At 56.8% G+C, this 25276-nt stretch carries 24 protein-coding genes; 18 read left to right on the top strand and 6 right to left on the bottom strand.

The features are described from left to right. Positions 1-131: 131 nt before the first annotated feature. A complete protein-coding gene (fumA, locus tag AC3WOK_RS03235) occupies positions 132-1778 on the bottom strand; it encodes a class I fumarate hydratase FumA (RefSeq protein WP_059312007.1) in 1647 nt (548 codons plus the stop codon). 199 nt (positions 1779-1977) lie between these two features. Between fumA and manA the strand changes: the two genes are divergently transcribed. Beyond that, a complete protein-coding gene (manA, locus tag AC3WOK_RS03230) occupies positions 1978-3153 on the top strand; it encodes a mannose-6-phosphate isomerase (RefSeq protein ID WP_492353917.1) in 1176 nt (391 codons plus the stop codon). 99 nt (positions 3154-3252) lie between these two features. Beyond that, the gene (locus tag AC3WOK_RS03225) at positions 3253-4785 is read left to right on the top strand and encodes a YdgA family protein (protein WP_492353916.1); all 1533 of its coding nucleotides are present in this window, start codon (positions 3253-3255) and stop codon (positions 4783-4785) included. Between the two features lie 39 nt (positions 4786-4824). Here AC3WOK_RS03225 and AC3WOK_RS03220 read toward each other — a convergent pair whose 3' ends face one another. Together AC3WOK_RS03220 and AC3WOK_RS03215 are read right to left on the bottom strand one after the other, a co-directional pair. Continuing rightward, a complete protein-coding gene (locus tag AC3WOK_RS03220; RefSeq protein WP_059312010.1) occupies positions 4825-5679 on the bottom strand; it encodes an alpha/beta fold hydrolase in 855 nt (284 codons plus the stop codon). Between the two features lie 15 nt (positions 5680-5694). After that, on the bottom strand, positions 5695-6675 hold the full coding sequence (locus tag AC3WOK_RS03215; protein ID WP_492353915.1) for an MBL fold metallo-hydrolase: 981 nt from the start codon (positions 6673-6675) through the stop codon (positions 5695-5697). Between the two features lie 107 nt (positions 6676-6782). Between AC3WOK_RS03215 and AC3WOK_RS03210 the strand changes: the two genes are divergently transcribed. After that, positions 6783-7679 carry a LysR family transcriptional regulator gene (locus tag AC3WOK_RS03210; protein ID WP_063429067.1) on the top strand — a complete coding sequence of 299 codons (897 nt, stop codon included), beginning with the start codon at positions 6783-6785 and terminating at the stop codon, positions 7677-7679. Between the two features lie 2 nt (positions 7680-7681). Here the strand turns inward: AC3WOK_RS03210 and AC3WOK_RS03205 are convergent, their stop codons facing one another. After that, a complete protein-coding gene (locus AC3WOK_RS03205) occupies positions 7682-8710 on the bottom strand; it encodes a Mal regulon transcriptional regulator MalI (protein ID WP_047348772.1) in 1029 nt (342 codons plus the stop codon). A 177-nt stretch (positions 8711-8887) separates the two neighbouring features. Here AC3WOK_RS03205 and malX point away from each other — a divergent pair, with 177 nt between their 5' ends. From malX to add, 3 genes are all read left to right on the top strand, one after another. Beyond that, on the top strand, positions 8888-10480 hold the full coding sequence (gene malX / locus AC3WOK_RS03200) for a maltose/glucose-specific PTS transporter subunit IIBC (protein ID WP_059312013.1): 1593 nt from the start codon (positions 8888-8890) through the stop codon (positions 10478-10480). A 48-nt stretch (positions 10481-10528) separates the two neighbouring features. After that, complete coding sequence (locus AC3WOK_RS03195) at positions 10529-11701, top strand: MalY/PatB family protein (protein ID WP_492353914.1); 1173 nt, start codon at positions 10529-10531, stop codon at positions 11699-11701. 96 nt (positions 11702-11797) lie between these two features. Continuing rightward, entirely contained in the window at positions 11798-12799 is a 1002-nt protein-coding gene (gene add / locus AC3WOK_RS03190; RefSeq protein ID WP_063429071.1) for an adenosine deaminase, read from the top strand. 53 nt (positions 12800-12852) lie between these two features. Here the strand turns inward: add and AC3WOK_RS03185 are convergent, their stop codons facing one another. Further along, positions 12853-13893, bottom strand: coding sequence for an oxidoreductase (locus AC3WOK_RS03185; RefSeq protein WP_063429073.1), 1041 nt, complete (start codon positions 13891-13893; stop codon positions 12853-12855). Positions 13894-14137: 244 nt separating this feature from the next. On the opposite strand from AC3WOK_RS03185, the gene blr reads away from it, so the two are divergent. The 12 genes from blr (at position 14138) to gstA (ending at position 24305) form a co-directional block, all read left to right on the top strand. After that, the gene (gene blr / locus AC3WOK_RS03180; RefSeq protein WP_168112406.1) at positions 14138-14263 is read left to right on the top strand and encodes a division septum protein Blr; all 126 of its coding nucleotides are present in this window, start codon (positions 14138-14140) and stop codon (positions 14261-14263) included. Positions 14264-14494: 231 nt separating this feature from the next. Next, a complete protein-coding gene (gene ydgT / locus AC3WOK_RS03175; RefSeq protein ID WP_013096896.1) occupies positions 14495-14710 on the top strand; it encodes a transcription modulator YdgT in 216 nt (71 codons plus the stop codon). A gap of 86 nt (positions 14711-14796) precedes the next feature. Then, complete coding sequence (locus AC3WOK_RS03170) at positions 14797-15237, top strand: DUF2569 domain-containing protein (RefSeq protein ID WP_047348777.1); 441 nt, start codon at positions 14797-14799, stop codon at positions 15235-15237. 76 nt (positions 15238-15313) lie between these two features. Then, positions 15314-15895 carry an electron transport complex subunit RsxA gene (gene rsxA, locus AC3WOK_RS03165; protein WP_008500564.1) on the top strand — a complete coding sequence of 194 codons (582 nt, stop codon included), beginning with the start codon at positions 15314-15316 and terminating at the stop codon, positions 15893-15895. Then, the gene (rsxB, locus tag AC3WOK_RS03160; RefSeq protein ID WP_028012918.1) at positions 15895-16473 is read left to right on the top strand and encodes an electron transport complex subunit RsxB; all 579 of its coding nucleotides are present in this window, start codon (positions 15895-15897) and stop codon (positions 16471-16473) included. Before rsxA ends, rsxB begins: the two co-directional genes overlap by 1 nt. After that, positions 16466-18496 carry an electron transport complex subunit RsxC gene (rsxC, locus tag AC3WOK_RS03155; RefSeq protein WP_492353913.1) on the top strand — a complete coding sequence of 677 codons (2031 nt, stop codon included), beginning with the start codon at positions 16466-16468 and terminating at the stop codon, positions 18494-18496. Before rsxB ends, rsxC begins: the two co-directional genes overlap by 8 nt. Continuing rightward, a complete protein-coding gene (gene rsxD, locus AC3WOK_RS03150) occupies positions 18497-19549 on the top strand; it encodes an electron transport complex subunit RsxD (RefSeq protein ID WP_492353912.1) in 1053 nt (350 codons plus the stop codon). Positions 19550-19559: 10 nt separating this feature from the next. Then, positions 19560-20180, top strand: coding sequence for an electron transport complex subunit RsxG (gene rsxG, locus AC3WOK_RS03145; RefSeq protein WP_047348780.1), 621 nt, complete (start codon positions 19560-19562; stop codon positions 20178-20180). A gap of 2 nt (positions 20181-20182) precedes the next feature. Beyond that, entirely contained in the window at positions 20183-20869 is a 687-nt protein-coding gene (locus AC3WOK_RS03140; RefSeq protein WP_047348781.1) for an electron transport complex subunit E, read from the top strand. After that, positions 20866-21501, top strand: a complete 636-nt coding sequence (nth, locus tag AC3WOK_RS03135; RefSeq protein WP_042719087.1) for an endonuclease III — start codon at positions 20866-20868, stop codon at positions 21499-21501. Before AC3WOK_RS03140 ends, nth begins: the two co-directional genes overlap by 4 nt. 589 nt (positions 21502-22090) lie before the next feature. Continuing rightward, the gene (gene dtpA, locus AC3WOK_RS03130; RefSeq protein ID WP_063956056.1) at positions 22091-23599 is read left to right on the top strand and encodes a dipeptide/tripeptide permease DtpA; all 1509 of its coding nucleotides are present in this window, start codon (positions 22091-22093) and stop codon (positions 23597-23599) included. 100 nt (positions 23600-23699) lie between these two features. After that, positions 23700-24305 carry a glutathione transferase GstA gene (gstA, locus tag AC3WOK_RS03125; protein ID WP_059312020.1) on the top strand — a complete coding sequence of 202 codons (606 nt, stop codon included), beginning with the start codon at positions 23700-23702 and terminating at the stop codon, positions 24303-24305. 85 nt (positions 24306-24390) lie between these two features. Here the strand turns inward: gstA and pdxY are convergent, their stop codons facing one another. Next, positions 24391-25251 carry a pyridoxal kinase PdxY gene (gene pdxY, locus AC3WOK_RS03120; protein ID WP_252000700.1) on the bottom strand — a complete coding sequence of 287 codons (861 nt, stop codon included), beginning with the start codon at positions 25249-25251 and terminating at the stop codon, positions 24391-24393. Positions 25252-25276 lie beyond the last annotated feature (25 nt).

The following is a 25276-nucleotide window of genomic DNA, read 5'->3' as shown; positions in this document are numbered from 1 at the left end:
TATTGATGACTTCTGAGAAACGTTATGGCGCTTTGTGCGCTCTTTTTGGCATCGGGTGGCGCTGACGCTTATCCGACCTACCGAACACGTAGGCCGGGTAAGGCGCAGCCGCTACCCGGCAATTTACAGAATTACTTCACGCAGGCCGAACACTGAGAAGACTGGATTTGTTTGAAGAAGTCGTTACCTTTGTCATCCACCAGGATAAACGCCGGGAAATCTTCTACTTCAATTTTCCAGATAGCCTCCATACCCAGTTCCGGGTATTCCACGCACTCGAGGCTCTTGATGCTGCCCTGCGCCAGGACCGCAGCCGGGCCGCCGATGCTGCCGAGGTAGAAGCCGCCGTGCTTATGGCAGGCGTCCGTCACCTGCTGGCTACGGTTGCCTTTCGCCAGCATGATCATGCTGCCGCCGTTGGCCTGCAGCTGGTCAACGTACGAATCCATACGGCCAGCCGTGGTGGGGCCTAACGAACCAGAGGCATAGCCTTCAGGCGTTTTCGCCGGGCCCGCGTAGTAGATCGGGTGATCTTTAATGTACTGCGGCAGCCCTTCGCCGTTGTCCAGACGCTCCTTCAGCTTCGCGTGCGCGATGTCGCGGCCCACGATAATCGTGCCGTTCAGGGAGAGGCGGGTCGAGACCGGATACTGCGAAAGCTGCGCCAGGATCTCTTTCATCGGACGATTGAGGTCAACGCGAACCGCCTCGCCCTCACCCGCTTTACGCAGCGCTTCCGGGATGTATTTGCCCGGGTTGTTTTCCAGCTTTTCGATCCACACGCCTTCGCGGTTGATCTTCGCCTTGATGTTGCGATCCGCAGAGCAGGACACGCCCATCCCGACCGGGCAGGATGCGCCGTGACGCGGCAGACGGATCACGCGCACGTCGTGGGCAAAGTATTTGCCGCCAAACTGCGCGCCGAGGCCCAGATTGCGCGCTTCTTCCAGAAGCTCCTGCTCAAGCTGAACGTCGCGGAACGCCTGGCCGTGCTCGTTACCTTCGGTTGGCAGACCGTCGTAGTATTTGGTTGAGGCCAGCTTCACGGTTTTCAGCGTGCTTTCCGCCGACGTGCCGCCAATCACAAACGCGATATGGTACGGCGGGCACGCCGCGGTGCCGAGCGTGCGCATTTTCTCAACCAGGTAGTTCTTCAGCTTGCCCGGGGTGAGCAGCGCTTTGGTTTCCTGATAGAGATAGGTTTTGTTGGCTGAACCGCCGCCTTTGGCGATACAGAGGAATTTGTACTCGTCACCGTCCACGCTATAGAGATCGATCTGCGCAGGCAGGTTGGTGCCGGTGTTGACCTCTTTATACATATCCAGCGCCGCGTTTTGCGAATAGCGCAGGTTGTCTTCGATGTAGGTGTTGTAGACGCCGTGCGCCAGCGCCGCTTCATCACCGCCGCCGGTCCAGACGCGCTGGCCTTTTTTACCGACGATGATCGCCGTGCCGGTATCCTGACAGGTCGGCAGAATGCCTTTCGCCGCGATATCGGAGTTTCGCAGGAACTGCAGAGCAACGTATTTATCGTTTTCGCTGGCCTGCGGGTCGCTCAGAATATCGGCAACCTGCTGCTGGTGCGCAGGACGGAGCATAAACGACGCGTCGTGGAAAGCGTGCTGCGCCAGCAGCGTCAGCGCCTGCGGATCCACCTTGAGGATCTCTTGTCCTTCAAATTCAGAGACGGAGACGTGATCGCGGGTTAACAGGTAATACTCGGTCCGATCCTTACTAAGCGGGAAAGGATCCTGATAATGGAAGGGTTTATTCGACATTGTTCTCTCACTTACTGCTTCGGTCTGTTTATTCAGGGCAGATGTTCCGCTGCCCGGCTTAAAAGCGAGTCAGCTTATCCTACACAATTTTTTAACAAAAACTGAGACTAGTACGACTTTTTACATCCACAGGTTACTTCCATGTGGTTTATTGCTTTAATACCCGGAGTGAATTCCTTAATTGAATCAGGGCTTGATAATGCAAAAACTCATTAACTCGGTGCAAAACTACGCCTGGGGAAGTAAAACTGCGTTAACGGATCTCTACGGTATCGCCAACCCGAATAACCTGCCGATGGCAGAACTGTGGATGGGTGCGCACCCGAAGAGCAGCTCAAAAGTTGAAGACGCCAGCGGCCAGGTACGCAGCCTGCGCGACGCGATCGACGCCGATAAAACCGCGCTGCTGGGCGACAAGGTTGCTCAGCGCTTCGGCGAACTGCCGTTCCTGTTTAAAGTGCTGTGCGCCGACCAGCCGCTCTCCATCCAGGTTCACCCGAACAAGAAAGCCTCTGAAATTGGCTTTGCAAAAGAGAACGCGGCGGGTATTCCGTTAGACGCCGCCGAACGTAATTACAAAGATCCTAACCATAAGCCGGAGCTTGTTTTTGCGCTGACCCCATTCCTGGCGATGAACGCGTTCCGCGAGTTTTCAGAGATCGTCTCTCTGCTGCAGCCGGTTGCCGGCGCGAACAAGGCTATCGCCCACTTCCTCGAAAACGTCAATGCTGAAGGCCTTAGCCAGCTGTTTGCCAGCCTGCTTAACATGCAGGGTGAAGAGAAATCCCACGCGCTGGCGGTGCTGAAAGCGACGCTAAACACGCAGCAAGGTGAGCCGTGGGACACCATCCGCCTGATTTCTGAGTTCTACCCGGACGACAGCGGCCTGTTCTCCCCTCTGCTGCTGAACGTGGTGAAGCTGAACCCGGGCGAAGCGATGTTCCTGTTCGCAGAAACCCCGCACGCCTACCTGCAGGGCGTGGCGCTGGAGGTGATGGCCAACTCCGACAACGTGCTGCGCGCGGGCCTGACGCCGAAATACATCGACATCCCTGAGCTGGTTGCCAACGTGAAGTTCGTGGCGAAACCTGCCGCAGAGCTGCTGACGCAGCCGGTCAAAAACGGCGCAGAGCTGGACTTCCCGATCCCGGTTGAGGATTTTGCCTTCTCACTGCACGACCTGAGCCAGACAGAAACGACCATTGCGCAGGAGAGCGCGGCGATCCTGTTCTGCGTTGAGGGCGAAGCTACTCTGCATAAAGGTAGCGAGCGTCTGGAGCTGAAACCGGGTGAATCGGCGTTTGTTGCGGCGAATGAGTCTCCGGTGAGCGTAAGCGGTACCGGTCGCCTGGCGCGCGTTTTTAATAAGCTATAGGCACTTACTGAATTTTTTAACAACTCTTGCTAAGCTAGTGTCAGGCTTTATATCTCCGGGCGGTTTTTACCGCCTGGTTTCATTTTAGGGATAGTCGCAATGAAAAAATCGGTCGTAGCGGTTGGAGTGATTGTAGCGTTAGGCGTGGTCTGGACGGGTGCCTCCTGGTTTACCGGGAAACAGCTGGAAGGTCGTCTGGCGGAAATGGTGGCGCAGGCGAACGGAGAGATTAAGCGCAGCGCGCCGGAAGCGGGTCTTGAGCTGAGCTACCAGAATTATCAGCGCGGCGTGTTCACCAGCCATATGCAGGTGGTGGTGAAGCCGGCGGCAGGTAATCAAAATGGCTGGCTGAAACCGGGCCAGAGCGTGGTGCTGGACGAGGTGGTTAGCCACGGTCCGTTCCCGCTGGCGCAGTTAAAATCGTTTAATCTGATCCCATCAATGGCGTCCGTTCATACCGTGCTGGTGAACAACGACCTGACCAAACCGCTGTTTGACCTGGCGAAGAATGAATCACCTTTCGAGATCGACACCCGCATCAGCTATGCCGGTGACACCAGTTCCGATATCGCTCTGAAAGCGCTGAACTACGAGAAAGAGAATGAGAAAGTCGCCTTTAGCGGCGGTCACTTCAAGCTTGACGCTGACCGCGAGGGGAACGTGTTCTCCCTGACGGGTGAAGCGGAAAGCGGTCTGGTCAATGCCGTGAACGAATATAACCAAAAAGTTCAGCTCACCTTCAATAATCTGAAAGCCGACGGCAACAGCCAAATGACCGACTTCAAAGAGCGCATCGGCGACCAGAAACTGTCTCTCGACAAGGTTGCCATTGCGGTTGAAGGCAAAGAGATGGCCGTGCTGGAAGGCATGGATATCAACGGCACATCCGACGTTTCCAAAGACGGTAAGAGCATCAACACGCAGCTGGACTACACCCTGAAGAGCCTGAAGGTACAGAACCAGGATCTTGGTACCGGCAAACTTTCGCTGAAGATCGGCAATATTGACGGCCAGGCGTGGCACGAATTTAGCCAGAAATACAGCAAAGAGAGCCAGGCGCTGCTGACCGATGCCGCGCTGCAGCAGAACCCGGAGGTGTACCAGCAGCAGGCCATGGCGGTGCTGTTTAACAACCTCCCTATCCTGTTGAAGGGCGAGCCGGTGGTAACCGTTGCGCCGCTGAGCTGGAAGAACAGCAAAGGCGAAACCAGCTTTAACCTGTCTCTGTTCCTGAAAGATCCGGCAACCGCAACGGGTGAACCTCAGACGCTGGCGCAGGAAGTGGATCGCAGCGTGAAGTCGCTCGACAGCAAGCTGACCATACCGATGGATATGGCGACCGAGTTTATGACCCAGATTGCGAAGCTGGAAGGCTACGGTGATGAAGACGCCGGCAAGCTGGCGAACCAGCAGGTGAAAGGCCTGGCGGCGATGGGCCAGATGTTCCGCATCACGAAGGTGGACAACAACACGATTTCCACCAGCCTGCAGTATGCCAACGGCCAGGTGACGCTCAACGGCGATAAAATGCCGCTCGAGGACTTCGTCGGGATGTTTGGTATGCCGACGCTGGGCATGCCGGAACCGGCTGAACCCGCAGCGCCAGCCGAACCGGCAGCGCCGCAGCAGTAAACAACAAAACCCCTCGCATGAGGGGTTTTTTATTGCCCGTTAAATTTTCCATCCCGTCAGGAAATCCAGCAGCAGCGCGTTCACTTTCTCCGGCTGCTCCTCCTGCGGCAGATGACCGCACTCGTCAATACCGTACGCCCGCAGGTTATCCGCCATTTCGGCCCAGACGCTTTGCATATCGAAGAGCTTGCCAACCGCGTGAAAGTCATTGCCCCAAAGCGACATTACCGGGCAGGTAATTTTCACGTCAGCGTCTGCCAGATCCTGCGCCACATCCTCTGCGTTGGCGCGATAGTCAGCCATTGCGCCCCGCACGGCACCCGGCGCCTGATACGCACGTACATAGGCGTCAAACGCCTCGCCGCTGATGGTAGACGGGTCGTAGGTCCAGTCCGAGAAAAAGTGGCGCAGCCATACGTTTTCTCGACCCGCAATCAGGGCTTCCGGCAGGTCGGGCACAAGATGAAACAGGAAGAACCAGTATGCACGCGCAATTGAAGCATTCAGATCGCGCGCCACGATACGCGTTGGCACGTTGTCCATCACCACCAGGCGGTCAAGTAACTCGGGATAATCTTTCGCAAAGCGGGTCGCAACCCGCGCCCCGCGATCGTGCCCTATCAGCACCACTTTCTCCAGACCCAGCACCCGCATCAGTTCACGGATGTCACGCGCCATGTTCCGTTTATCATAGCCGGAGGCCGGTTTATCCGTTTCCCCATATCCGCGGAGATCGGGCGCAATCACGCGATAGTGGCGGGATAAAACCGGTATCTGATGGCGCCAGGCATAGTTTGTCTCTGGAAAACCATGCAAAAGAATAACCGGCGCGCCTTCACCCTCTTCGACCACAAACTGACGGATACCGTTTGCCGTTACAGTGTAACTTTTCACGCGGATAACCCCACTTTATTTCAGCAGAGGCACATGGGCCGCACGTTGATAAGGACCGTAATTCACCGGGTTCCAGCGGTAGCCCTGCTGCCAGGCGGTGATATGCCCGATACCCGGGAAAGGCAGATGCGCCGCGGCCATCCACTCGCCGTCTTTCGCCAGCGCGTTAAATTCCTGCGCGCGGGATGATACGGCTTTTTTCGGTTCGACATCGAAACGAATAGACACTTCAGGATGCGGGAACTGGACGGCAGGAGCATGAATCAGGTCTCCAGTGAAGTTAATAGCCGTTCCCTGTGAAGCAAACCGATAAACGGTGCTGCCGGGCGTATGGCCAATGGCATAGGCCGTCTGGACTTCAGGAATAGGCGAAGCGGGCGGGACAAAGGTTTTGAGATGTCCGGCTGCTTTATACGCAGCCAATGCATTCCTGGCGATAGCGAAATAGGGTTTCGCATTCGCAGGCGCGCTCGCTTCCTTAGCCGGATCGAGCCAGTAATCGGCCTCCCCCTGCGGCACATAAACGGTCGCATTGGGGAACAACGCCTCACCGTCCGCATCGCTCAGGCCACACACGTGGTCAAGATGAAGGTGGGTCAGGAAAATCGTATCGACCTGCTCAGGGCGATAACCTGATGCGTTCATATTGCCGATGAGCTGGCCGGCCGTTTCCGCCATGCAGTGCCCGCCTCCGCTGTCAATCATGACCAGGTGTTTACCGGTATTCACCAGAAAGGCGTTGAAGGCGGTAGGCATGCGCTCGGCATCGATTTTTTGTTGTGCCAGCAGTTTGCGAACCGCGTCGGGTGAAAGGCCTTGCAACAGCGTGGGCGAAAGATCGTTATAGCCGTCGAACAGCGCCGTCACCTCGTACTCCCCTACGGCAAGGCGATAATAGCCGGGGACCTGCTGTTTCATCTGCGCGGGTGCATCTGCCCACGTTGCGCTCGCAAACAGCAGGCCGCTGAACGCCAGAACCGTTTTCAACTTTTTCATTTTCACTCCACATTCATGTTTATCAGGATGTGAAGAGACTATGGCAGCGTAACGACAAATAATGTAGATATGTAATTTGATAAGTCAGCATAACGAAAAACGAGATAATGAGACTGGAAGATATTGAAGTTTTTGTTGAAGCCGTCAGGGCGGGTAGCCTCGCCGGCGCCGCGCGTCGGCTCTCCATGAGCGCCATGGCCGCGTCGCGCGCCCTGACTCATCTCGAAGCGGAGCTGGGGGTTCGGCTGGTACACCGCACCACGCGTTCGCTCTCGCCCACCAGCGACGGAGATATTTTTCTCCCTCACGCGCAGGCGCTACTGGAAGATAAAAGCAACGCGCTTGCCGACCTGTTTCCCGACGGGACCCACCTTTCCGGACGCCTGCGCATTACCGCCTCAGCGGGGTTTGGCCGGAAGATTGTGGCTCCCATGCTGACCCGGTTCATGCAGCAGCATCCCGCCCTGCAGGTCGATTTACTCGCCACCGACGAACAGGTTGATATTGTCGGCAAAGGCATAGACGTGGCGTTGCGCATTGCGCCGCTGCGCGATAACCGGCTCGTTGCCCATCGCCTGTGCCATAACCCTCGCGACCTCTGCGCCAGCGCGGAGTATCTGGCAGCAAACGGTTATCCAAAATCGCTTAACGACCTGGCGGCACATAGCTGTCTGACCACGTCAGACACGGTCCACTGGTCTTTCGAACAGGGCGAACAGCGCTACAAACAGAAGGTATCGGGACGATTCTCCGCGAACTCTGTCGAGGCCATTTTCGAAGCCTGCCTCGGCGGGATGGGCATCGCCAATCTATCTCGCTGGTACGTAGAACCGGCGTTCAGAGAGGGGAAACTGGTACGCATCGTCCTGGAGGATGCCCAGCCGGAATCACTGGCCGTGTGGGCGGTTTATCCGACCTCCCGCCTGATCCCGGCAAAAGCACGAAAGTTTGTGGAAGCCCTGGAAGCCGAGCTGCTGCTCAACCCGCTTACGCAAAATACCTGAGGTTATTTCACCGTCACTAGCCGCGCCGCCACAATCTGGTGCCCGGCCTGGACATCCGTATTGTCGATGCGCTGCATGATTCTGTCCGCCAGCGTGTAGCCCATCTCCCGCGCGGGGGTCGTGGCCCAGACGATCGGGAGATCGTCCAGCGCGTTTTCGCCGACGTCGGCGAATGCCCCCAGCGCCACCTGATGGCCGAAGAACGTTTCTACCCCACCCTCGCCGCTCTGGCGTCCGGCGCGGATCAGGCCAAACCAGGCGCCCATGGCAATCACGTCGTTATAGCAAATCACGGCGCTGATCGTCGGGCTGCTTCGCAGCAGCGCGCCTATCGCTTCCGCCGCTTTCTTCTGGCTGGATTCACACTCCACGACCCATTCGCTGTGGAACGGCAGGCCGTATTTAATCAGCGTCGCGCAGTAGCCGCCTACCCGCTCGGCGCGCGTCAGGGATGAGCTTTTCCCGCCCAGCCAGGCGATGCGCTGATGCCCGCGACGAATAAGATGTTCGGTCAACATTTGCGCGGCCTGCATGTTATCCGGTCGCAGCGTATCGGCCTCGTCCAGGTAGCTGGCGCGTGAAGCAAACACCAGCGGTACGCCTTTTTCGGCGGCTCGCTCGCACAGCTCGCTGCCCACGCCCGACGCCCCGGCGACGATCACCCCGTCTACCCCCTGGTTTAGCAGCATATCGAGCCGGGAGAGGAGCTGTTCGGCCTCGCGCCCGCCGTGCAGCAGAAACACCATTCGCCCCTGCGCTTCAAGCGCTTCGGTTAACCCTGCGGTCAGCTCCGCATAGAACGGTGACGTCAGGTCGCGGACAATCAGGCCAATCACCCCGCTTTGCCCGCCGCGCAGCGCCGACGCCTGGCGATTACGCACAAAGCCCAGCTGCTCAACCGCCTCGTTAACCCGCTGGCCGGTTGCGGGCGAGATACGCCCTTTCCCGCTCAGCACCAGAGAAACGGTGCTGACGGAAACCCCCGCCGCCAGCGCGACATCGTTGATGGTGATTTTTTTCGCTACAGCCATGTGTCGGCGTGACTCCCTGAAATGAGATCGGTAAAACGTTTTATCAATACGTTATCTTTATACTACCAGTCAAAGCCTGAGAATGTGATTTAGCGCGCACTAAACTTTGATAAAACGTTTTATCTTCTCGCAGCATTGAGGCAGACAAACTGATTTTAACAATAAAGGAGTCGTTTTATGACGGCGAAAGCAGCACAAAAAATATCGCTGTGGGAATTTTTCCAGCAACTGGGTAAAACCTTTATGCTGCCCGTGGCACTCCTCTCGTTCTGCGGGATCATGCTCGGGATCGGCAGCTCGCTAAGCAGTAAAGACGTCATCACGCTGATCCCGTTCCTCGGCGCGCCCGCGCTGCAGGCGATCTTTATCTGGATGAGTAAAGTCGGCTCCTTCGCCTTCAGTTTCCTGCCCGTCATGTTCTGTATCGCTATCCCGCTGGGCCTGGCGCGCGAGAACAAAGGCGTCGCGGCGTTTGCCGGGTTTGTGGGTTACGCGGTAATGAACCTTGCGGTCAACTTCTGGCTCACCGCAAAAGGCATTCTGCCTACTACCGACGCTGCCGTGCTGAAAGCCAACAACATTCAGAGCGTGATTGGCATTCAGTCTATTGATACCGGGATCCTCGGGGCGGTGATCGCCGGGGTGATCATCTGGATGCTGCACGAGCGCTTCCACAATATCCGTCTGCCGGATGCCCTGGCCTTCTTCGGCGGCACCCGCTTTGTGCCAATTGTCACCCTGGTGGTGATGGGCCTGTTTGGTTTGATCATTCCGCTGATCTGGCCTGTCTTCGCGATGGGCATCAACGGCATTGGCCGCATCATTAACGGTGCGGGAGACTTTGGTCCGATGATCTTCGGCACCGGCGAGCGCCTGCTGCTGCCGTTTGGCCTGCAGCATATCCTGGTGGCCCTGATTCGCTTCACCGAAGCGGGCGGTACCATGGAGGTGTGCGGTCACGATGTGAGCGGCGCGCTGACCATCTTCCAGGCGCAGTTGAGCTGCCCGACCACCCACGGCTTCTCCGAAAGCGCAACCCGCTTCCTGTCTCAGGGTAAAATGCCGGCCTTCCTCGGCGGCCTGCCCGGCGCCGCGCTGGCGATGTACCACTGTGCACGCCCGGAAAATCGTCATAAAATTAAGGGCCTGCTGATCTCCGGCGTGATCGCCTGCGTCGTGGGCGGTACCACTGAGCCAATCGAATTCCTGTTCCTGTTCGTTGCGCCGGTGCTGTATCTGATTCACGCCGTGTTAACCGGTCTGGGCTTTACCGTGATGGCGGTGCTGGGCGTCACCATCGGCAACACCGACGGCAACGTGATCGACTTCGTGGTGTTCGGGATCCTGCACGGCCTGTCCACCAAGTGGTACCTGGTGCCGGTCGTGGCGGCTATCTGGTTCGCGGTGTACTACGGCATCTTCCGCTTCGCGATTACCCGCTTTAACCTGAAAACACCGGGTCGTGATGCGGATACCGCCACCAGCGTAGAACAGGCGGTTGCCGGGACCGTGGGTAAATCCGGCTACAACACCCCGGCCATCCTGGCGGCGTTGGGCGGTGCGGATAACATCACCTCTCTGGATAACTGCATTACCCGCCTGCGTCTGTCGGTGGCGGATATGTCGAAAGTCGATACCAACGCCCTGAAAGCCAACCGGGCTATCGGCGTGGTACAGCTTAATCAGCACAATTTGCAGGTGGTCATCGGCCCGCAGGTGCAGTCAGTGAAGGATGAGCTGGCCACCCTGATGCGAACAGTTGAAGCCTGATGCCTCAACCCCCTCGCCATGAGGGGGTTTTACGTTAAGGAATAAAGCATGTTTGATTTCTCAACCGTCGTGGATCGTCACGGCACCTGGTGTACGCAGTGGGACTACGTTGCGGACCGCTTTGGTGCAGCCGATTTGCTACCCTTCACCATCTCCGATATGGATTTCGCTACCGCCCCCTGCATTACCGACGCGCTGCATGAACGTATTAATCACGGCGTACTGGGTTACAGCCGCTGGAAAAATGACGAGTTCCTGGCCGCCATCGCGCACTGGTTCCAGCAGCGCTTTAACAGCCGGATTGATACTGAAAGCGTTGTGTATGGGCCTTCCGTCATCTATATGGTTTCCGAGCTGATACGGCTCTGGTCAACCCCTGGCGACGGCGTGGTGGTCCACACCCCGGCATATGATGCCTTTTACAAGGCCATTGAGGGCAATGCGCGTCACGTTGTGCCCGTTGAGATGCAAAAACAGCCGGCAGGCTGGCAAGGAAATATGGCTGCCCTTGAAGCCGCCCTGGCGAAACCCGAAAACAAAATTTTGCTGCTGTGCAGCCCGCAAAACCCCACCGGCAAGGTCTGGACGCGGGATGAACTGACGTACATGGCGGAGCTGTGCGCACGCTATGACGTGGCGGTTATCAGCGATGAAATCCATATGGACATGGTGTGGGGTAATCATCGCCACACGCCGTGGAGCGCGGTTGCGCGCGGCAAATGGGCGCTACTTACTTCCGGCTCGAAAAGCTTTAATATTCCGGCGCTCACGGGCGCTTACGGCCTGATCGGCGATGAAGAGAGCCGAAACGGCTACCTCAGCGCGCTAAAAGGCCGCGACGGGCTCTCTTCCCCCGCCGTGCTGGCGCTGACGGCGCATATCGCCGCCTATCAGCAGGGAGCGCCTTGGCTGGATGCCTTACGCCATTATCTCGAAGAGAACTTGTTGTATATCGCTCGCGAATTAAACGGCGCTTTTCCGAATCTGAACTGGCAGCCGCCGGAAGCGACCTATCTGGCCTGGATTGACCTGCGTCCGCTGAACGTTGACGATCGGGCTCTGCAAAAGGTGCTGATCGAGCAGCAAAAGGTCGCCATCATGCCGGGATATACCTACGGAAAAGAAGGAAACGGTTTTGTGCGGCTTAACGCCGGCTGCCCGCGTAGCAAGCTTGAGCAAGGGGTCCAGCGCCTGATTGCCGGCATTAATACGCTCCTGTGAACAATTTGCGCAACGGAATATTCCCTTGCGCAAATAGCTTTTTACCCCGTTTTGTTTTTATAATATGGCGCACTTTAACCAGAAAAGAGTGCGACCATGATTGATACACGCCTGCCTTTAACTGATATTCATCGTCACCTTGACGGTAACATTCGTGCCCAAACCATCCTCGATCTTGGCCGCCAGTTCAATTTAACGCTTCCCGCTCAGACGCTTGAGTCTCTGATCCCGCATGTACAGGTGACCTCTAATGAACCGGACCTGGTCAGCTTCCTGAGCAAACTCGACTGGGGCGTGAAGATGCTGGCGTCCCTTGATGCCTGCCGCCGCGTGGCCTTTGAGAACATTGAAGATGCGGCCCGCAACGGCCTGCATTACGTTGAACTGCGCTTCTCGCCGGGCTATATGGCGATGACCCACGGCCTGCCCGTTGCGGGCGTGGTGGAAGCGGTCATTGAAGGCGTGCGTGAAGGCTGCAAGACCTTCGACGTTCAGGCCCGCCTGATCGGCATTATGAGCCGCACGTTCGGCGAAGCCGCCTGTCTGCAGGAGCTGGAAGCGCTGCTGGCCCATCGCGATGCCATCACCGCCGTCGACCTTGCCGGCGATGAGCTGGGCTTCCCGGGCAGTCTGTTCCTCTCCCATTTCAACCGCGCGCGCGATGCCGGCTGGCACATTACCGTGCATGCGGGTGAAGCGGCGGGCCCGGAAAGTATCTGGCAAGCCATCCGCGAGCTGGGCGCCGAGCGCATTGGTCACGGCGTGAAGGCGATTGAAGATAGCGCCCTGATGGATTTCCTGGCGGAGCAGCGTATCGGGATTGAGTCGTGTCTGACGTCCAACATTCAGACCAGCACCGTCGCCTCACTCGACAAGCACCCGCTGAAAACCTTCCTCGAGCACGGCGTGCTGGCCTCGCTGAACACGGACGATCCGGCGGTACAGGGGGTAGATATTATCCACGAGTACAACATCGCCGCGCCGCAGGCGGGTCTGAGCCGCGATCAAATCCGCCAGGCGCAGATCAACGGCCTGGAAATTGCCTTCCTGACGCCTGCAGAGAAGCAGGCGCTGAAAGATAAAGTGGCTCGCGGTTAAGCATTTGCCGGGTGGCGGCTACGCCTTACCCGGCCAACATACATATTTAAACCTTATGCCAGACAGAGCGTGGCGCGATGTTTGGCAGATTCGATGCCCAGCTCAATCAGCTCCATGATCTGAATCGCCTGGCTGGCCGGAACCGGATTCTCCCCCGTTCCGTTCAGCGCATCGCGAACGGCCGCATAATACGCCGGATAATTCCCCGGGATTGTCAGCAGCGTTTCCTCGACCATCTCCTCACCTTCCACCCGCGTCACAACGCCGTCGCGCATGTCATAGCCCCAGTCTTCCTGCGGCAAGCGTTCGCCGTTTTTCAGGCGGTCCTCCTGCGGATCGAGACCAAACTTCACGTAGCTCCCGCGCGTGCCGTGAATAATGTACCGGGCCGACTCGGCGGCCGCGACCATCGTGCCGTGCAGCACAATCCGCCGCTGCGGGTAACTTAATACAGCGTGGAAGTAATCGGTTGTCTGCGCCCCCGGCCTGAGCTGGGCCAGATCGACCGTCATGCTCACCGGCAGACCAAAAAGATTTACGGCCTGATCCAGCAGATGCGGGGCTAAATCGTACCAGATGCCGCTGCCCGGCCCGGCCTGCTCGCGCCAGCGGTTGCGAACCTGCGGGCGGAAACGGTCAAAGTGCGATTCAAAAAAGGTAATCTCCCCAAGCGTGCCTTCGCTGAGAAGTGCTTTCACGGTCAGAAAATCGCTGTCCCAGCGGCGGTTGTGGAAAACCGACAGCAGCCTGCCCAGACCTTTTGCCAGCGCGTCCAGCTCGCGCGCCTGCGACAGCGTGACGGTAAAGGGCTTATCGACAACCACGTGCTTACCGGCTTCCAGCGCGGCCTTTGCCAGCGGAAAGTGGGTATCGTTCGGCGTGGGGATAACGATTAAATCAATATTCGGATCGTTGAAAAGATGTTTAGGCTCAGAGACAACCGGCACGGAAGGCCAGTCGGCATGGACTTTAGCGGCATCGCTGCTGGATACCGCCGCCAGCGCCATCCCCGGCGTACCGGCTATCAGAGGCGCATGAAACGTTTTGCTCGCGTAGCCGTATCCAATTAGCCCGACGCGGATATTATCACTCATAGTGCCATCCTCATTTTATGACGTTCTTATTTCATACTGGCTAGTCTGGCTTTACCACAGATTAATAATGAGCCATATGACGTAAAATAGCAGGTTGTACCGGCTGTTTTTGTTACATAGTATTAACCTGCTGATTTTGTTTAAGGGAACCGTTCCCAAAGCCCTTGCCGCCGGGAAGCGCTCGCTGTAACATTTGCACCCAGTATTTATGGATAAAGTACAATTACGAATTATGACGTCAATAATTAATCGAATCATTGAATTAGCGGGATGGATTGTTCTTGGGGTATCGGTCATTTTGCTCGGCGTTGCCAGCCATATCGATAACTACCAGCCGCCCGAGCCTGTCACTGTCGCCCAACCTAAGTAACCGGTTACCGCAATAAAGAGTGACATAATATGTCAGTTACGTATTGCCAGCCCTGGTGAACACGGTTAACCTTCTCTTCCAGGCATCGTCTGATGCCTGAATTTCAGCAAAGAAAACTCCTAATTTCGTCACGTTACCTGAGTGGGCTGTTTACGTCTTTATTAATCCGTTTATTATTCGAACAAATTACCTTAACGGGTATTACTCACTTTTATATGGAAACTTATTAATATGACAGTTCAGGACTATTTATTAAAATTTCGCAAGATCAATTCGCTTGAGAGCCTGGAAAAACTGTTTGACCATTTGAACTACACCCTGTCGGATAATCAGGACATCATTAATATGTATCGCGCCGCTGACCATCGCCGTGCGGAGCTGGTCTCCGGCGGCCGTTTGTTCAACGTGGGCGAAGTGCCTAAATCCGTATGGCGTTACGTTTTATAAGAAAGTAGCCATCCGCGCGAAATGTTATATACTCTCCGCCCTGCAAACTGGCTGTACAACATTTCGCGCAGATTATGGGAGAGTTCATGACCGCAACGCCTGGAGAACGCATTGGAGGCTGGTTAATCGCCCCACTGGCATGGCTGCTGGTTGCTTTATTAAGCGCATCACTTGCGCTGCTGCTTTATACCACCGCGCTGGTTACCCCTCATGCTATCCAGACCCTGATGTCGCAAAGCGTGCTTAATATTGCGCTGTGGTTTGTGTCTTTCGTTTTCGCGATAGGGATGTGGTACTACACGCTGTGGCTGACCATCGCCTTCTTTAAGCGCCGCAAGAGCGTGCCTAAGCACTACATTATCTGGCTGCTGATTTCGGTCCTGCTGGCAGTGAAGGCGTTTGCTTTTTCGCCCGTTTCTGACGCCCTGGCCGTTCGCCAGCTGCTTTTCCCGTTGCTGGCCGCCGCGCTGCTGGTGCCTTACTTCAAGCGTTCGACGCGGGTGAAAAAGACCTTCGTGAACCCGTAATAACCCTACAGATAACCTGTTGTCGCCTGCGTGGGTTTGTCCGATAATAGGCGGCTTTTTTATTTCAGGCTAAATAATGACCGATTACTTACTGCTCTTTGTCGGCACCGTGCTGGTGAACAACTTCGTTCTGGTGAAGTTCCTTGGCCTGTGTCCGTTTATGGGCGTTTCCAAAAAGCTGGAAACGGCTATGGGTATGGGGCTGGCGACGACCTTCGTTATGACGCTGGCGTCCATCTGCGCGTGGTGGATCGATACCTGGATCCTCATCCCGCTGGGGTTAACCTATCTCCGTACGCTGGCCTTTATTCTGGTTATCGCGGTGGTGGTGCAATTTACCGAAATGGTGGTGCGCAAAACCAGCCCGGCGCTCTATCGCCTGCTGGGTATCTTCCTGCCGCTGATCACTACCAATTGCGCCGTGCTGGGCGTCGCGCTGCTGAACATCAACCTTGGCCATAACTTTATGCAGTCGGCGCTGTATGGTTTTTCTGCGGCAGTCGGTTTCTCGCTGGTCATGGTGCTGTTCGCCTCTATTCGCGAACGCCTGGCAGCAGCGGATATTCCAGCGCCCTTCCGCGGTAACGCGATTGCGCTGGTGACCGCAGGTTTAATGTCTCTGGCCTTTATGGGCTTTAGTGGTCTGGTGAAGTTGTAATGAATGCTATCTGGATTGCCATCGCCTCTATCAGCGTTTTGGGGTTGGTGTTTGGCCTTATCCTGGGTTACGCCTCCCGCCGTTTCGCGGTAGAGGACGACCCTGTTGTTGAGAAAATCGACGAGCTTTTGCCGCAAAGCCAGTGCGGGCAGTGTGGCTACCCCGGCTGCCGCCCCTATGCCGAAGCGGTAGGCATTCAGGGTGAAAAAATTAACCGCTGTGCGCCCGGTGGCGAAGCGGTGATGCTGAAAATTGCGGCCCTGCTTAACGTCGATCCGCAGCCCGTTGACGGCGATGCAGAGGTGCAGGAGCCGGTACGCGCCCTGGCCGTGATCGACGAAGCGAACTGCATCGGCTGCACCAAATGTATTCAGGCCTGCCCTGTTGACGCCATTGTTGGCGCAACCCGCGCCATGCACACCGTAGTGGCGGATCTGTGCACCGGCTGTAACCTCTGCGTGGCCCCCTGCCCGACGCAATGTATCGAGCTGCGCCCGGTTGAAACGACTACCGAAAGCTGGAAGTGGGATCTTCAAACCATTCCGGTTCGCAATATTCCTGTGGAACAACATGCTTAAGTTATTTTCTGCTTTCAGAAAAGAGAAGATTTGGGACTTTGACGGCGGTATTCATCCACCGGAAATGAAAACCCAGTCCAACGGCACCCCGCTGCGTCAAATTCCTCTGGCGACGCGCTACGTCATGCCGCTCAAGCAGCACATCGGTGCCGAGGGTGAGCTGTGCGTGAAAGAAGGCGATACCGTGCTTCGCGGCCAGCCGCTGACCTTTGGTCGCGGACGTATGCTGCCGGTACACGCCCCGACCTCCGGTAAGGTGGCGGCCATCGCCCCTCATACGGTGGCTCATCCGTCAGCGCTCTCAGAACTGAGCGTAATTATTGAAGCCGACGGTGAAGACCGCTGGATCGATCGTGACGGCTGGAGCGACTACCGCTCCCACAGCCGCGAAGCGCTTATCGAGCGAATTCATCAGTTCGGCGTGGCCGGCCTGGGTGGCGCAGGCTTCCCAACCGGGGTCAAGCTGCGCGGCGGTGGCGATAACATTCAGACGCTGATTATTAACGCCGCCGAATGCGAACCGTACATCACCGCCGATGACCGTCTGATGCAGGATTGTGCCGCCCAGGTGGTGGAAGGTATCCGCATCCTCGCGCACATTCTGCAGCCGCGGGAAGTGCTGATTGGTATCGAAGACAATAAACCGCAGGCTATCTCTATGCTGCGCGCCGTGCTGGCCGGTAGCCATGATATCAGCCTGCGCGTCATTCCAACCAAGTACCCCTCTGGCGGCGCAAAACAGCTGACGCAAATACTCACCGGCAAGCAGGTTCCGCACGGCGGACGCTCTTCGGATATCGGCGTGCTGATGCAGAACGTCGGCACCGCGTATGCCGTGAAGCGCGCTGTGATTGACGGCGAGCCGTTAACCGAGCGCGTCGTGACGCTGACCGGTGAATCGGTCTCACGCCCGGGTAACGTCTGGGCGCGTCTGGGTACGCCGGTGCGTCATCTGCTGGAACAGGCTGAATTCTGCCCGGGCAGCGACCAGATGGTGATCATGGGTGGCCCCCTGATGGGCTTTACCCTGCCGTGGCTCGATGTGCCGGTAGTTAAAATCACCAACTGCCTGCTCGCGCCTTCACCGACCGAGATGGGCGAAGAGCAGGAAGAGAAAGGCTGCATTCGCTGTAGCGCCTGCGCCGATGCCTGCCCGGCGGATCTGCTCCCGCAGCAGCTGTACTGGTACAGTAAAGGCCAGCTGCACGATAAAGCAAAAGCCCATAATCTGGCCGACTGCATCGAGTGCGGTGCCTGCGCGTGGGTCTGCCCAAGCAACATTCCGCTGGTGCAATATTTCCGCCAGGAGAAGGCTGAGATTTATGCCATCTCGATGGAAGAAAAACGCGCCGCGGAAGCGAAAGCGCGCTTTGAAGCGCGTCAGGCGCGACTCGAACGCGAAAAAATCGCCCGTCAGGAGCGCCATAAGCAGGCCGCCGTTCAGCCTGGCGAGAAAGATCAGGATGCGATTAACGCCGCGCTGGCGCGCGTTCGCGAGAAAAAAGCGACCGCGGCGCAGCCTGTTGTTATTCCGGCAGGTGAGAAACCTGATAACAGCGAAGCGATTGCCGCGCGTGAAGCACGCAAGGCCGCAGCGCGCGCCCGTCAGGCTGAAAAAGCGCAAACGGCCGAGGCGGGTGCTGAAGTCGATCCGCGTAAAGCCGCCGTTGAAGCGGCGATTGCCCGCGCCAAAGCCCGCAAAGCCGGAGAGCAGCAGGTGGTCGTCGAACAGGAAGCGGTCGATCCACGCAAAGCCGCCGTTGAAGCGGCAATAGCTCGCGCCAAAGCCCGAAAAGCCGCGCAGCAGGCACCAGCGGCAGAATCAGAAGCAGAAGCACCACCGGTCGACCCGCGCAAAGCCGCCGTCGAAGCGGCAATTGCCCGCGCCAAAGCCCGTAAGGCAGCGCAGCAGGAAGAGCAACCGCAGGCCGCCAACGATGACCCGCGCAAGGCCGCCGTTGCCGCCGCCATCGCGCGCGTTCAGGCGAAGAAAGCCGCACAGAAAGCAGTTAACGAGGATTAAATGGTTTTCAGAATCGCAAGCTCCCCTTACACCCACAATCAGCGCCAGACGTCGCGCATTATGATGCTGGTCTGCCTGGCGGCACTGCCGGGCATTGCCGTCCAGTGCTGGTTTTTCGGCTGGGGAACCCTGTTCCAGATAATCCTGGGCTGTGCCAGCGCTCTGGCGGCGGAAGCCCTTGTGCTCAAGCTGCGCAAGATTCCCGTTGCCCGCATTCTTGCCGACAACTCCGCGCTGCTGACCGGCCTGCTGCTGGCCATCAGTATCCCGCCGTTTGCACCGTGGTGGATGGTGGTTCTCGGGACCGTTTTCGCCGTGATCATTGCCAAACAGCTGTATGGTGGCCTGGGCCATAACCCGTTTAACCCGGCGATGATTGGCTATGTGGTGCTGCTGATCTCCTTCCCGGTGCAGATGACCAGCTGGCTGCCGCCGCACGAGATTGCGGCCACGGTTCCGGGCTTTATGGATGCCCTGAACGTTATTTTCACCGGCCATACGGCGCTCGGCGCTGATATGAACGCGCTGCGTATGGGCGTGGACGGCATTAGCCAGGCTACGCCTCTCGATACGTTTAAAACATCCCTGCATGCCGGGAACAGCGTTGAGCAGATTATGAAATCTGCCATCTATAGCGGCATGCTGGCCGGTGCTGGCTGGCAGTGGGTCAACCTGGCGTATCTGCTGGGCGGGCTGTTCCTGCTGCAGCAAAAAGCCATTCGCTGGCATATTCCGGTCAGCTTCCTCGTGACGCTGACGGTCTGCGCCACGCTGGGATGGGTATTCTCTCCTGAATCACTTGCCAGCCCGCAGATGCACTTGCTCTCCGGGGCGACCATGCTGGGCGCCTTCTTTATCCTGACGGATCCGGTTACGGCGTCAACGACTAACCGCGGGCGCCTGATCTTCGGCGCGCTGGCTGGGCTTCTGGTATGGCTCATCCGCAGCTTTGGCGGATACCCGGACGGCGTGGCCTTTGCCGTCCTGCTCGCCAACATTACCGTTCCGCTCATCGACTATTACACGCGTCCGCGCGTGTACGGCCATCGCTAAGGGTTTTGCCATGCTAAAAACGATGCAAAAACACGGCGTCACGCTGGCTGTCTTCGCCGCGGTTCTGACGGGCCTGACGGCCCTGGTCAATGCGTTGACTAAAACCACGATAGAAGAGCAGGCCACGAAGCAGCAAAAAGCGCTGTTCGATCAGGTGATCCCGTCCGATTTCTACGATAATGACCTGCAAAAAAGCTGCTTTGTGGTAGACGCGCCGCAGCTTGGGAAAGGTACGCACCGCCTCTTTATCGCCCGCAAAGGCGATAAACCGGTAGGCGCGGTCATGGAAGCGACGGCGCCCGACGGCTATTCCGGCGCCATTCAGCTGCTCGTCGGCAGCGATTTCTCGGGCACGATACTGGGCACCCGCGTGACGGAACATCATGAAACGCCGGGTCTTGGCGACAAAATTGAAACCCGCCTGAGCGACTGGATCCTGCACTTTGCCGGTAAAGTTATTCATGGTGAAGGGGATACCGCGTTTGCGGTGAAGAAAGACGGAGGCGAGTTCGACCAGTTCACCGGCGCGACCATCACGCCGCGCGCGGTGGTGAACGCCGTAAAACGAGCCGGGCTGTATGCTGAAACGCTGCCCGCGCAAATCAACAATCTTCCGGCCTGTGAGGAGTAATCATGAGCCAGGTTAAAGAAGTTATCGTCCAGGGATTGTGGAAGAACAACTCCGCGCTGGTACAGCTTCTGGGGATGTGCCCGCTGCTGGCGGTGACGTCCACCGCCACCAACGCGCTCGGTCTGGGTCTGGCGACCACACTGGTGCTGACCCTGACCAACCTCTCCATCTCTGCCCTGCGCCGCTGGACGCCGTCGGAAATACGTATTCCGATTTACGTCATGATCATTGCATCGGTGGTCAGTATCGTCCAGATGCTGATTAACGCCTACGCGTTCGGCCTGTACCAGTCGCTTGGGATCTTTATTCCCCTGATCGTCACCAACTGTATCGTGGTCGGTCGTGCGGAAGCCTTCGCGGTGAAAAACAGCCCGGCCATGTCGGCGCTGGATGGTTTTTCCATTGGTATGGGCGCCACGTGCGCCATGTTCGTGCTGGGCTCGCTGCGCGAGATCCTAGGGAACGGTACGCTGTTTGACGGCGCGGACGCGCTGCTCGGCGGCTGGGCCAAAGCGCTGCGCATTGAAGTGTTCCATACCGATACGCCATTCCTGCTGGCTATGCTGCCGCCTGGCGCGTTCATTGGCCTTGGCATGATGCTGGCGATAAAATACCTGATTGATGAAAAACGTAAGCGCCGCGCAGCAGAGCGCAGCGTCCAGGAAGGGATACCCGAGAAGGCCACATGAATAAAGAAAAGCGCATTGCGATCCTGACCCGTCTGCGGGACGAGAACCCGCACCCGACGACGGAGCTGAATTTTACCTCCCCGTTTGAGCTGCTGATCGCCGTGTTGCTCTCTGCACAGGCTACCGACGTGAGCGTCAATAAAGCAACCGCCCTGCTCTATCCGGTTGCCAATACGCCGAAGGCCATGCTGGAGCTGGGCGTGGAAGGCGTGAAGTCCTACATCAAAACCATCGGCCTGTTTAACAGCAAAGCCGAGAACGTCATTAAGACCTGTCGGATCCTGCTCGAGCAGCACGGGGGCGAAGTGCCGGAGGACCGCGCAGCGCTGGAAGCGCTACCGGGCGTGGGGCGTAAGACGGCGAACGTGGTGCTTAACACCGCGTTTGGCTGGCCCACTATCGCCGTTGATACGCATATTTTTCGCGTGTCTAACCGGACGAACTTTGCGCCGGGGAAAAATGTCGAGCAGGTCGAAGAGAAGCTGTTAAAAGTGGTTCCCGCCGAATTTAAGGTTGATTGCCATCACTGGCTGATTCTGCACGGGCGTTATACCTGCATTGCCCGTAAGCCTCGCTGCGGCTCCTGCATTATTGAAGATCTCTGCGAATACAAAGAAAAAGTCTATTCCTGATTATCCAACCCCTCACCAAAAGAAGGGTAATCGCATGCTCTTCTTTTGGCCGTTATTTGTTCGACATTCAATTCCCCTGGCCTGTCACTTGTTCGGTCGTTTAACGCTCAAACAGGTTAATAGTTTTTTCATAGCCAAAAATTTCTATACATCTGTGATCGCGATCACCCTGATAACTTCATGTTGATTTTTTGTTGTCAAAGTCTACCTAAACCCTCTGTGGCATAAGATATCTCCGACTAAAAACCGAAGATAAGACCAGTGTTTTTTCAGATTATGGGCTATATGACTGGAACAAACGGCAAATAGCAGAACATATCGCCACGAGCCGGTAATGAAGGGTAATTACCAGACGAAAAAACTACCTTTACTCATCGTATGAAATTTAACGCTGAATAACATTTATATGAACCGACGATTATACCACTCCAGATATATGTAACAGATTATTACAAACGTATTGCCAGATGGGACAGGATAGTGAACATTACCCGCCGTTTCTCCTCCCAATATAACTATAAGGCGGATGGCTACGGCCTTCACGCGATGAACACCCCCGTTAATATGGGATGTAAAAAAAGAGGTATATGTGTCGACTGCAAACAATAAACCAACAGATGAAAGCGTGAGTCTTAACGCTTTTAAACAACCTAAAGCGTTCTATCTCATCTTCTCAATCGAGTTATGGGAGCGTTTTGGTTATTACGGCCTGCAAGGGATCATGGCGGTTTACCTGGTAAAACAGCTGGGTATGTCCGAAGCCGATTCCATCACGCTGTTCTCTTCCTTCAGTGCTCTGGTGTACGGCCTGGTCGCTATCGGCGGCTGGCTGGGTGATAAAGTTCTCGGAACGAAACGCGTCATCATGCTGGGTGCCATTGTCCTGGCGATTGGCTATGGCCTGGTTGCATGGTCAGGGCACGATGCCGCTGTGGTGTATATGGGTATGGCGACGATTGCCGTCGGTAACGGTCTGTTCAAAGCGAACCCGTCCTCCCTGCTCTCTACCTGCTATAACAAAGACGATCCGCGTCTGGACGGTGCATTCACCATGTACTACATGTCCATTAACATCGGTTCGTTCTTCTCTATGCTGGCAACCCCATGGCTGGCGGCGAAATTCGGCTGGAGCGTGGCGTTCGCGCTGAGCTTCGTCGGTATGCTGATCACCGTGGTGAACTTCCTGTTCTGCCGCAGCTGGGTTAAAGATTACGGTTCAAAACCGGACTTCGAGCCTGTGCACATGGGCAAACTGCTGGCGACCATCGTGGGCGTGGTGATCCTTGCCGCAATCGCTACCTGGCTGCTGCACAACCAGGGTATCGCACGTGCGGTTCTGGGCGTGGTTGCACTGGGTATCGTGATTATCTTTGCGAAAGAAGCATTCGCCATGCAGGGGGCTGCCCGTCGTAAGATGATTGTGGCGTTCATTCTGATGCTGGAAGCGATTATCTTCTTCGTCCTGTACAGCCAGATGCCAACCTCTCTGAACTTCTTCGCGATTCGTAACGTTGAGCACTCTATTCTGGGCATCGCGTTCGAACCCGAGCAGTATCAGGCGCTGAACCCGTTCTGGATCATGATCGGTAGCCCGATTCTGGCCGCTATCTATAACAAGATGGGCGATCGTCTGCCGATGCCGCACAAGTTCGCTATCGGCATGGTGCTGTGCTCCGGCGCGTTCCTGGTGCTGCCGCTGGGTACCAAATTTGCCACCGACGCGGGTATCGTGTCCGTTAACTGGCTGATCCTGAGCTACGCGCTGCAGTCTATCGGCGAGCTGATGATCTCCGGTCTGGGTCTGGCAATGGTTGCACAGCTGGTTCCACAGCGTCTGATGGGCTTCATTATGGGTAGCTGGTTCCTGACCACGGCCGGTGCGGCAATTATCGCCGGTAAGATTGCGAACCTGATGGCTGTGCCGGAAAACGTCACCGACCCGCTGGTCTCTCTGAACGTCTACGGTACCGTGTTCATGCAGATTGGTATCGCTACTGCGGTTATTGCTGTCCTGATGCTGCTGACCGCTCCGAAACTGAATCGTATGACTCAGGATGACGACAAAACAGCTGAAGCGACCAAAACCGCTACCGCGTAATCTTATTGAGAAACGACGAGCCGCTAATGCATATTAGCGGCTTTTTTTTTATCCTTTCGCGCACTAACATAGCTGAAACCTCAGCAAAAAGGAGTTACCGATGAAACTGTTCTACAAACCGGGCGCGTGCTCTCTTGCTTCCCATATCACCCTGCGCGAGAGCGGCAAAGATTTCACGCTGGATGGCGTTGATCTGATGAAAAAACGTCTGGAAAACGGCGATGACTATCTTGCCATTAACCCGAAGGGACAAGTTCCGGCGCTCTTGCTGGATGATGGTACTCTGCTGACCGAAGGTGTCGCGATTATGCAGTTCCTGGCCGATAGCGTGCCGGATCGCCAGTTGCTGGCGCCGGTCAGCACGATTTCGCGCTACAAGACGCTGGAATGGCTGAACTACATTGCGACCGAACTGCACAAAGGCTTTACGCCGCTGTTCCGTCCGGATACGCCGGAAGATTTCAAACCAACCCTGCGTGCCCTGCTGGAGAAAAAGCTCCAGTACGTCAACGCATCGCTCAAGGACGATCAGTGGATTGGCGGGTCGCGCTTCACGATTGCCGATGCGTATCTCTTCACCGTGCTGCGCTGGGCGCGCGCGGTTAAGCTGAATCTCGAAGGGTTAGACCATATCGCATCGTATATGAAACGCGTGGCGGAGCGCCCTACGGTGGCTGCGGCGCTGAAAGCGGAAGGGTTGAACTAACCGAGCGGCCTGTGTTGCCGGGTGGCGCTGCGCTTACCCGGCCTACAAATTCCGTAGTCCCGTGCAAGCGCAGCGCGGACGGTGTCTAAAGCTGCGTTGCGCTGAAATAGTGCTCCGGCTTCGCGATACGATCCTGTGCCGCAACCACCTGCAGTTCATATTCCTGCATCGCTTTCGTCGCAATCATGATTTCATACACTGCCGCTGTGACATGCTCCAGCGCGTCGCGCAGCGTTGCCCCCTGCAGCAGTTTCACCAGCAGCAGACCGCTGGTGACATCACCAACTCCTACCGGCTGCCGCACGCCAAAATCCACCAGCGGACGGCTGATATGCCAGGCGTCGTCTTTCGTTACCAGCAGCATCTCAAAACGTTCCTGGCTCATCCCCGCGCGCGCGAGGTGTTTTACCAGCACAACCTCTGGCCCCTGGGCTATCAGCTCACGAGACGCGCTTACCGCCTCTTCTACGCTGTTCACCGGACGCTCGCAGAGAATTTCCAGCTCGACCAGGTTTGGCGCAATGATATCGCTGGCGGGCAGCGCATGGCGGACGTGGAACTCGGCAACGCCAGGTGCCACGATGCAGCCTTTTTCCGGATGCCCCATGACCGGGTCGCAGAAGTATTTTGCCGACGGGTTTGCTGCTTTCACCTGGCGGACGATGCCGAGGATATGCTCCCCCTGCTCCGCCGAGCCCAGGTAACCGCTCAGTATGGCGTCACAGCGCTTGAGCTGGTCGATATCGGCAATCCCCTGCACAACCTCGGTGAGGTGCGAAGGCGGCATCACGCAGCCGGTCCATTTGCCGTACTGCGTGTGGTTGGAAAACTGCACGGTATTGAGGGGCCAGACGTTGACGCCGAGGCGGCGCATCGGGAATTCCGCTGCGCTATTGCCAGCATGTCCAAAAACAACGTGGGACTGAATGGCGAGGATGTTCTTCATTTTTTGCTTACCAAACCCTGAAAAA

The organism is Enterobacter sp. FW301-JW81, assembly GCF_058788735.1.
Note: the sequence above shows the minus strand (reverse complement) of the source record. Positions and strands in the feature narration are given on the sequence as shown.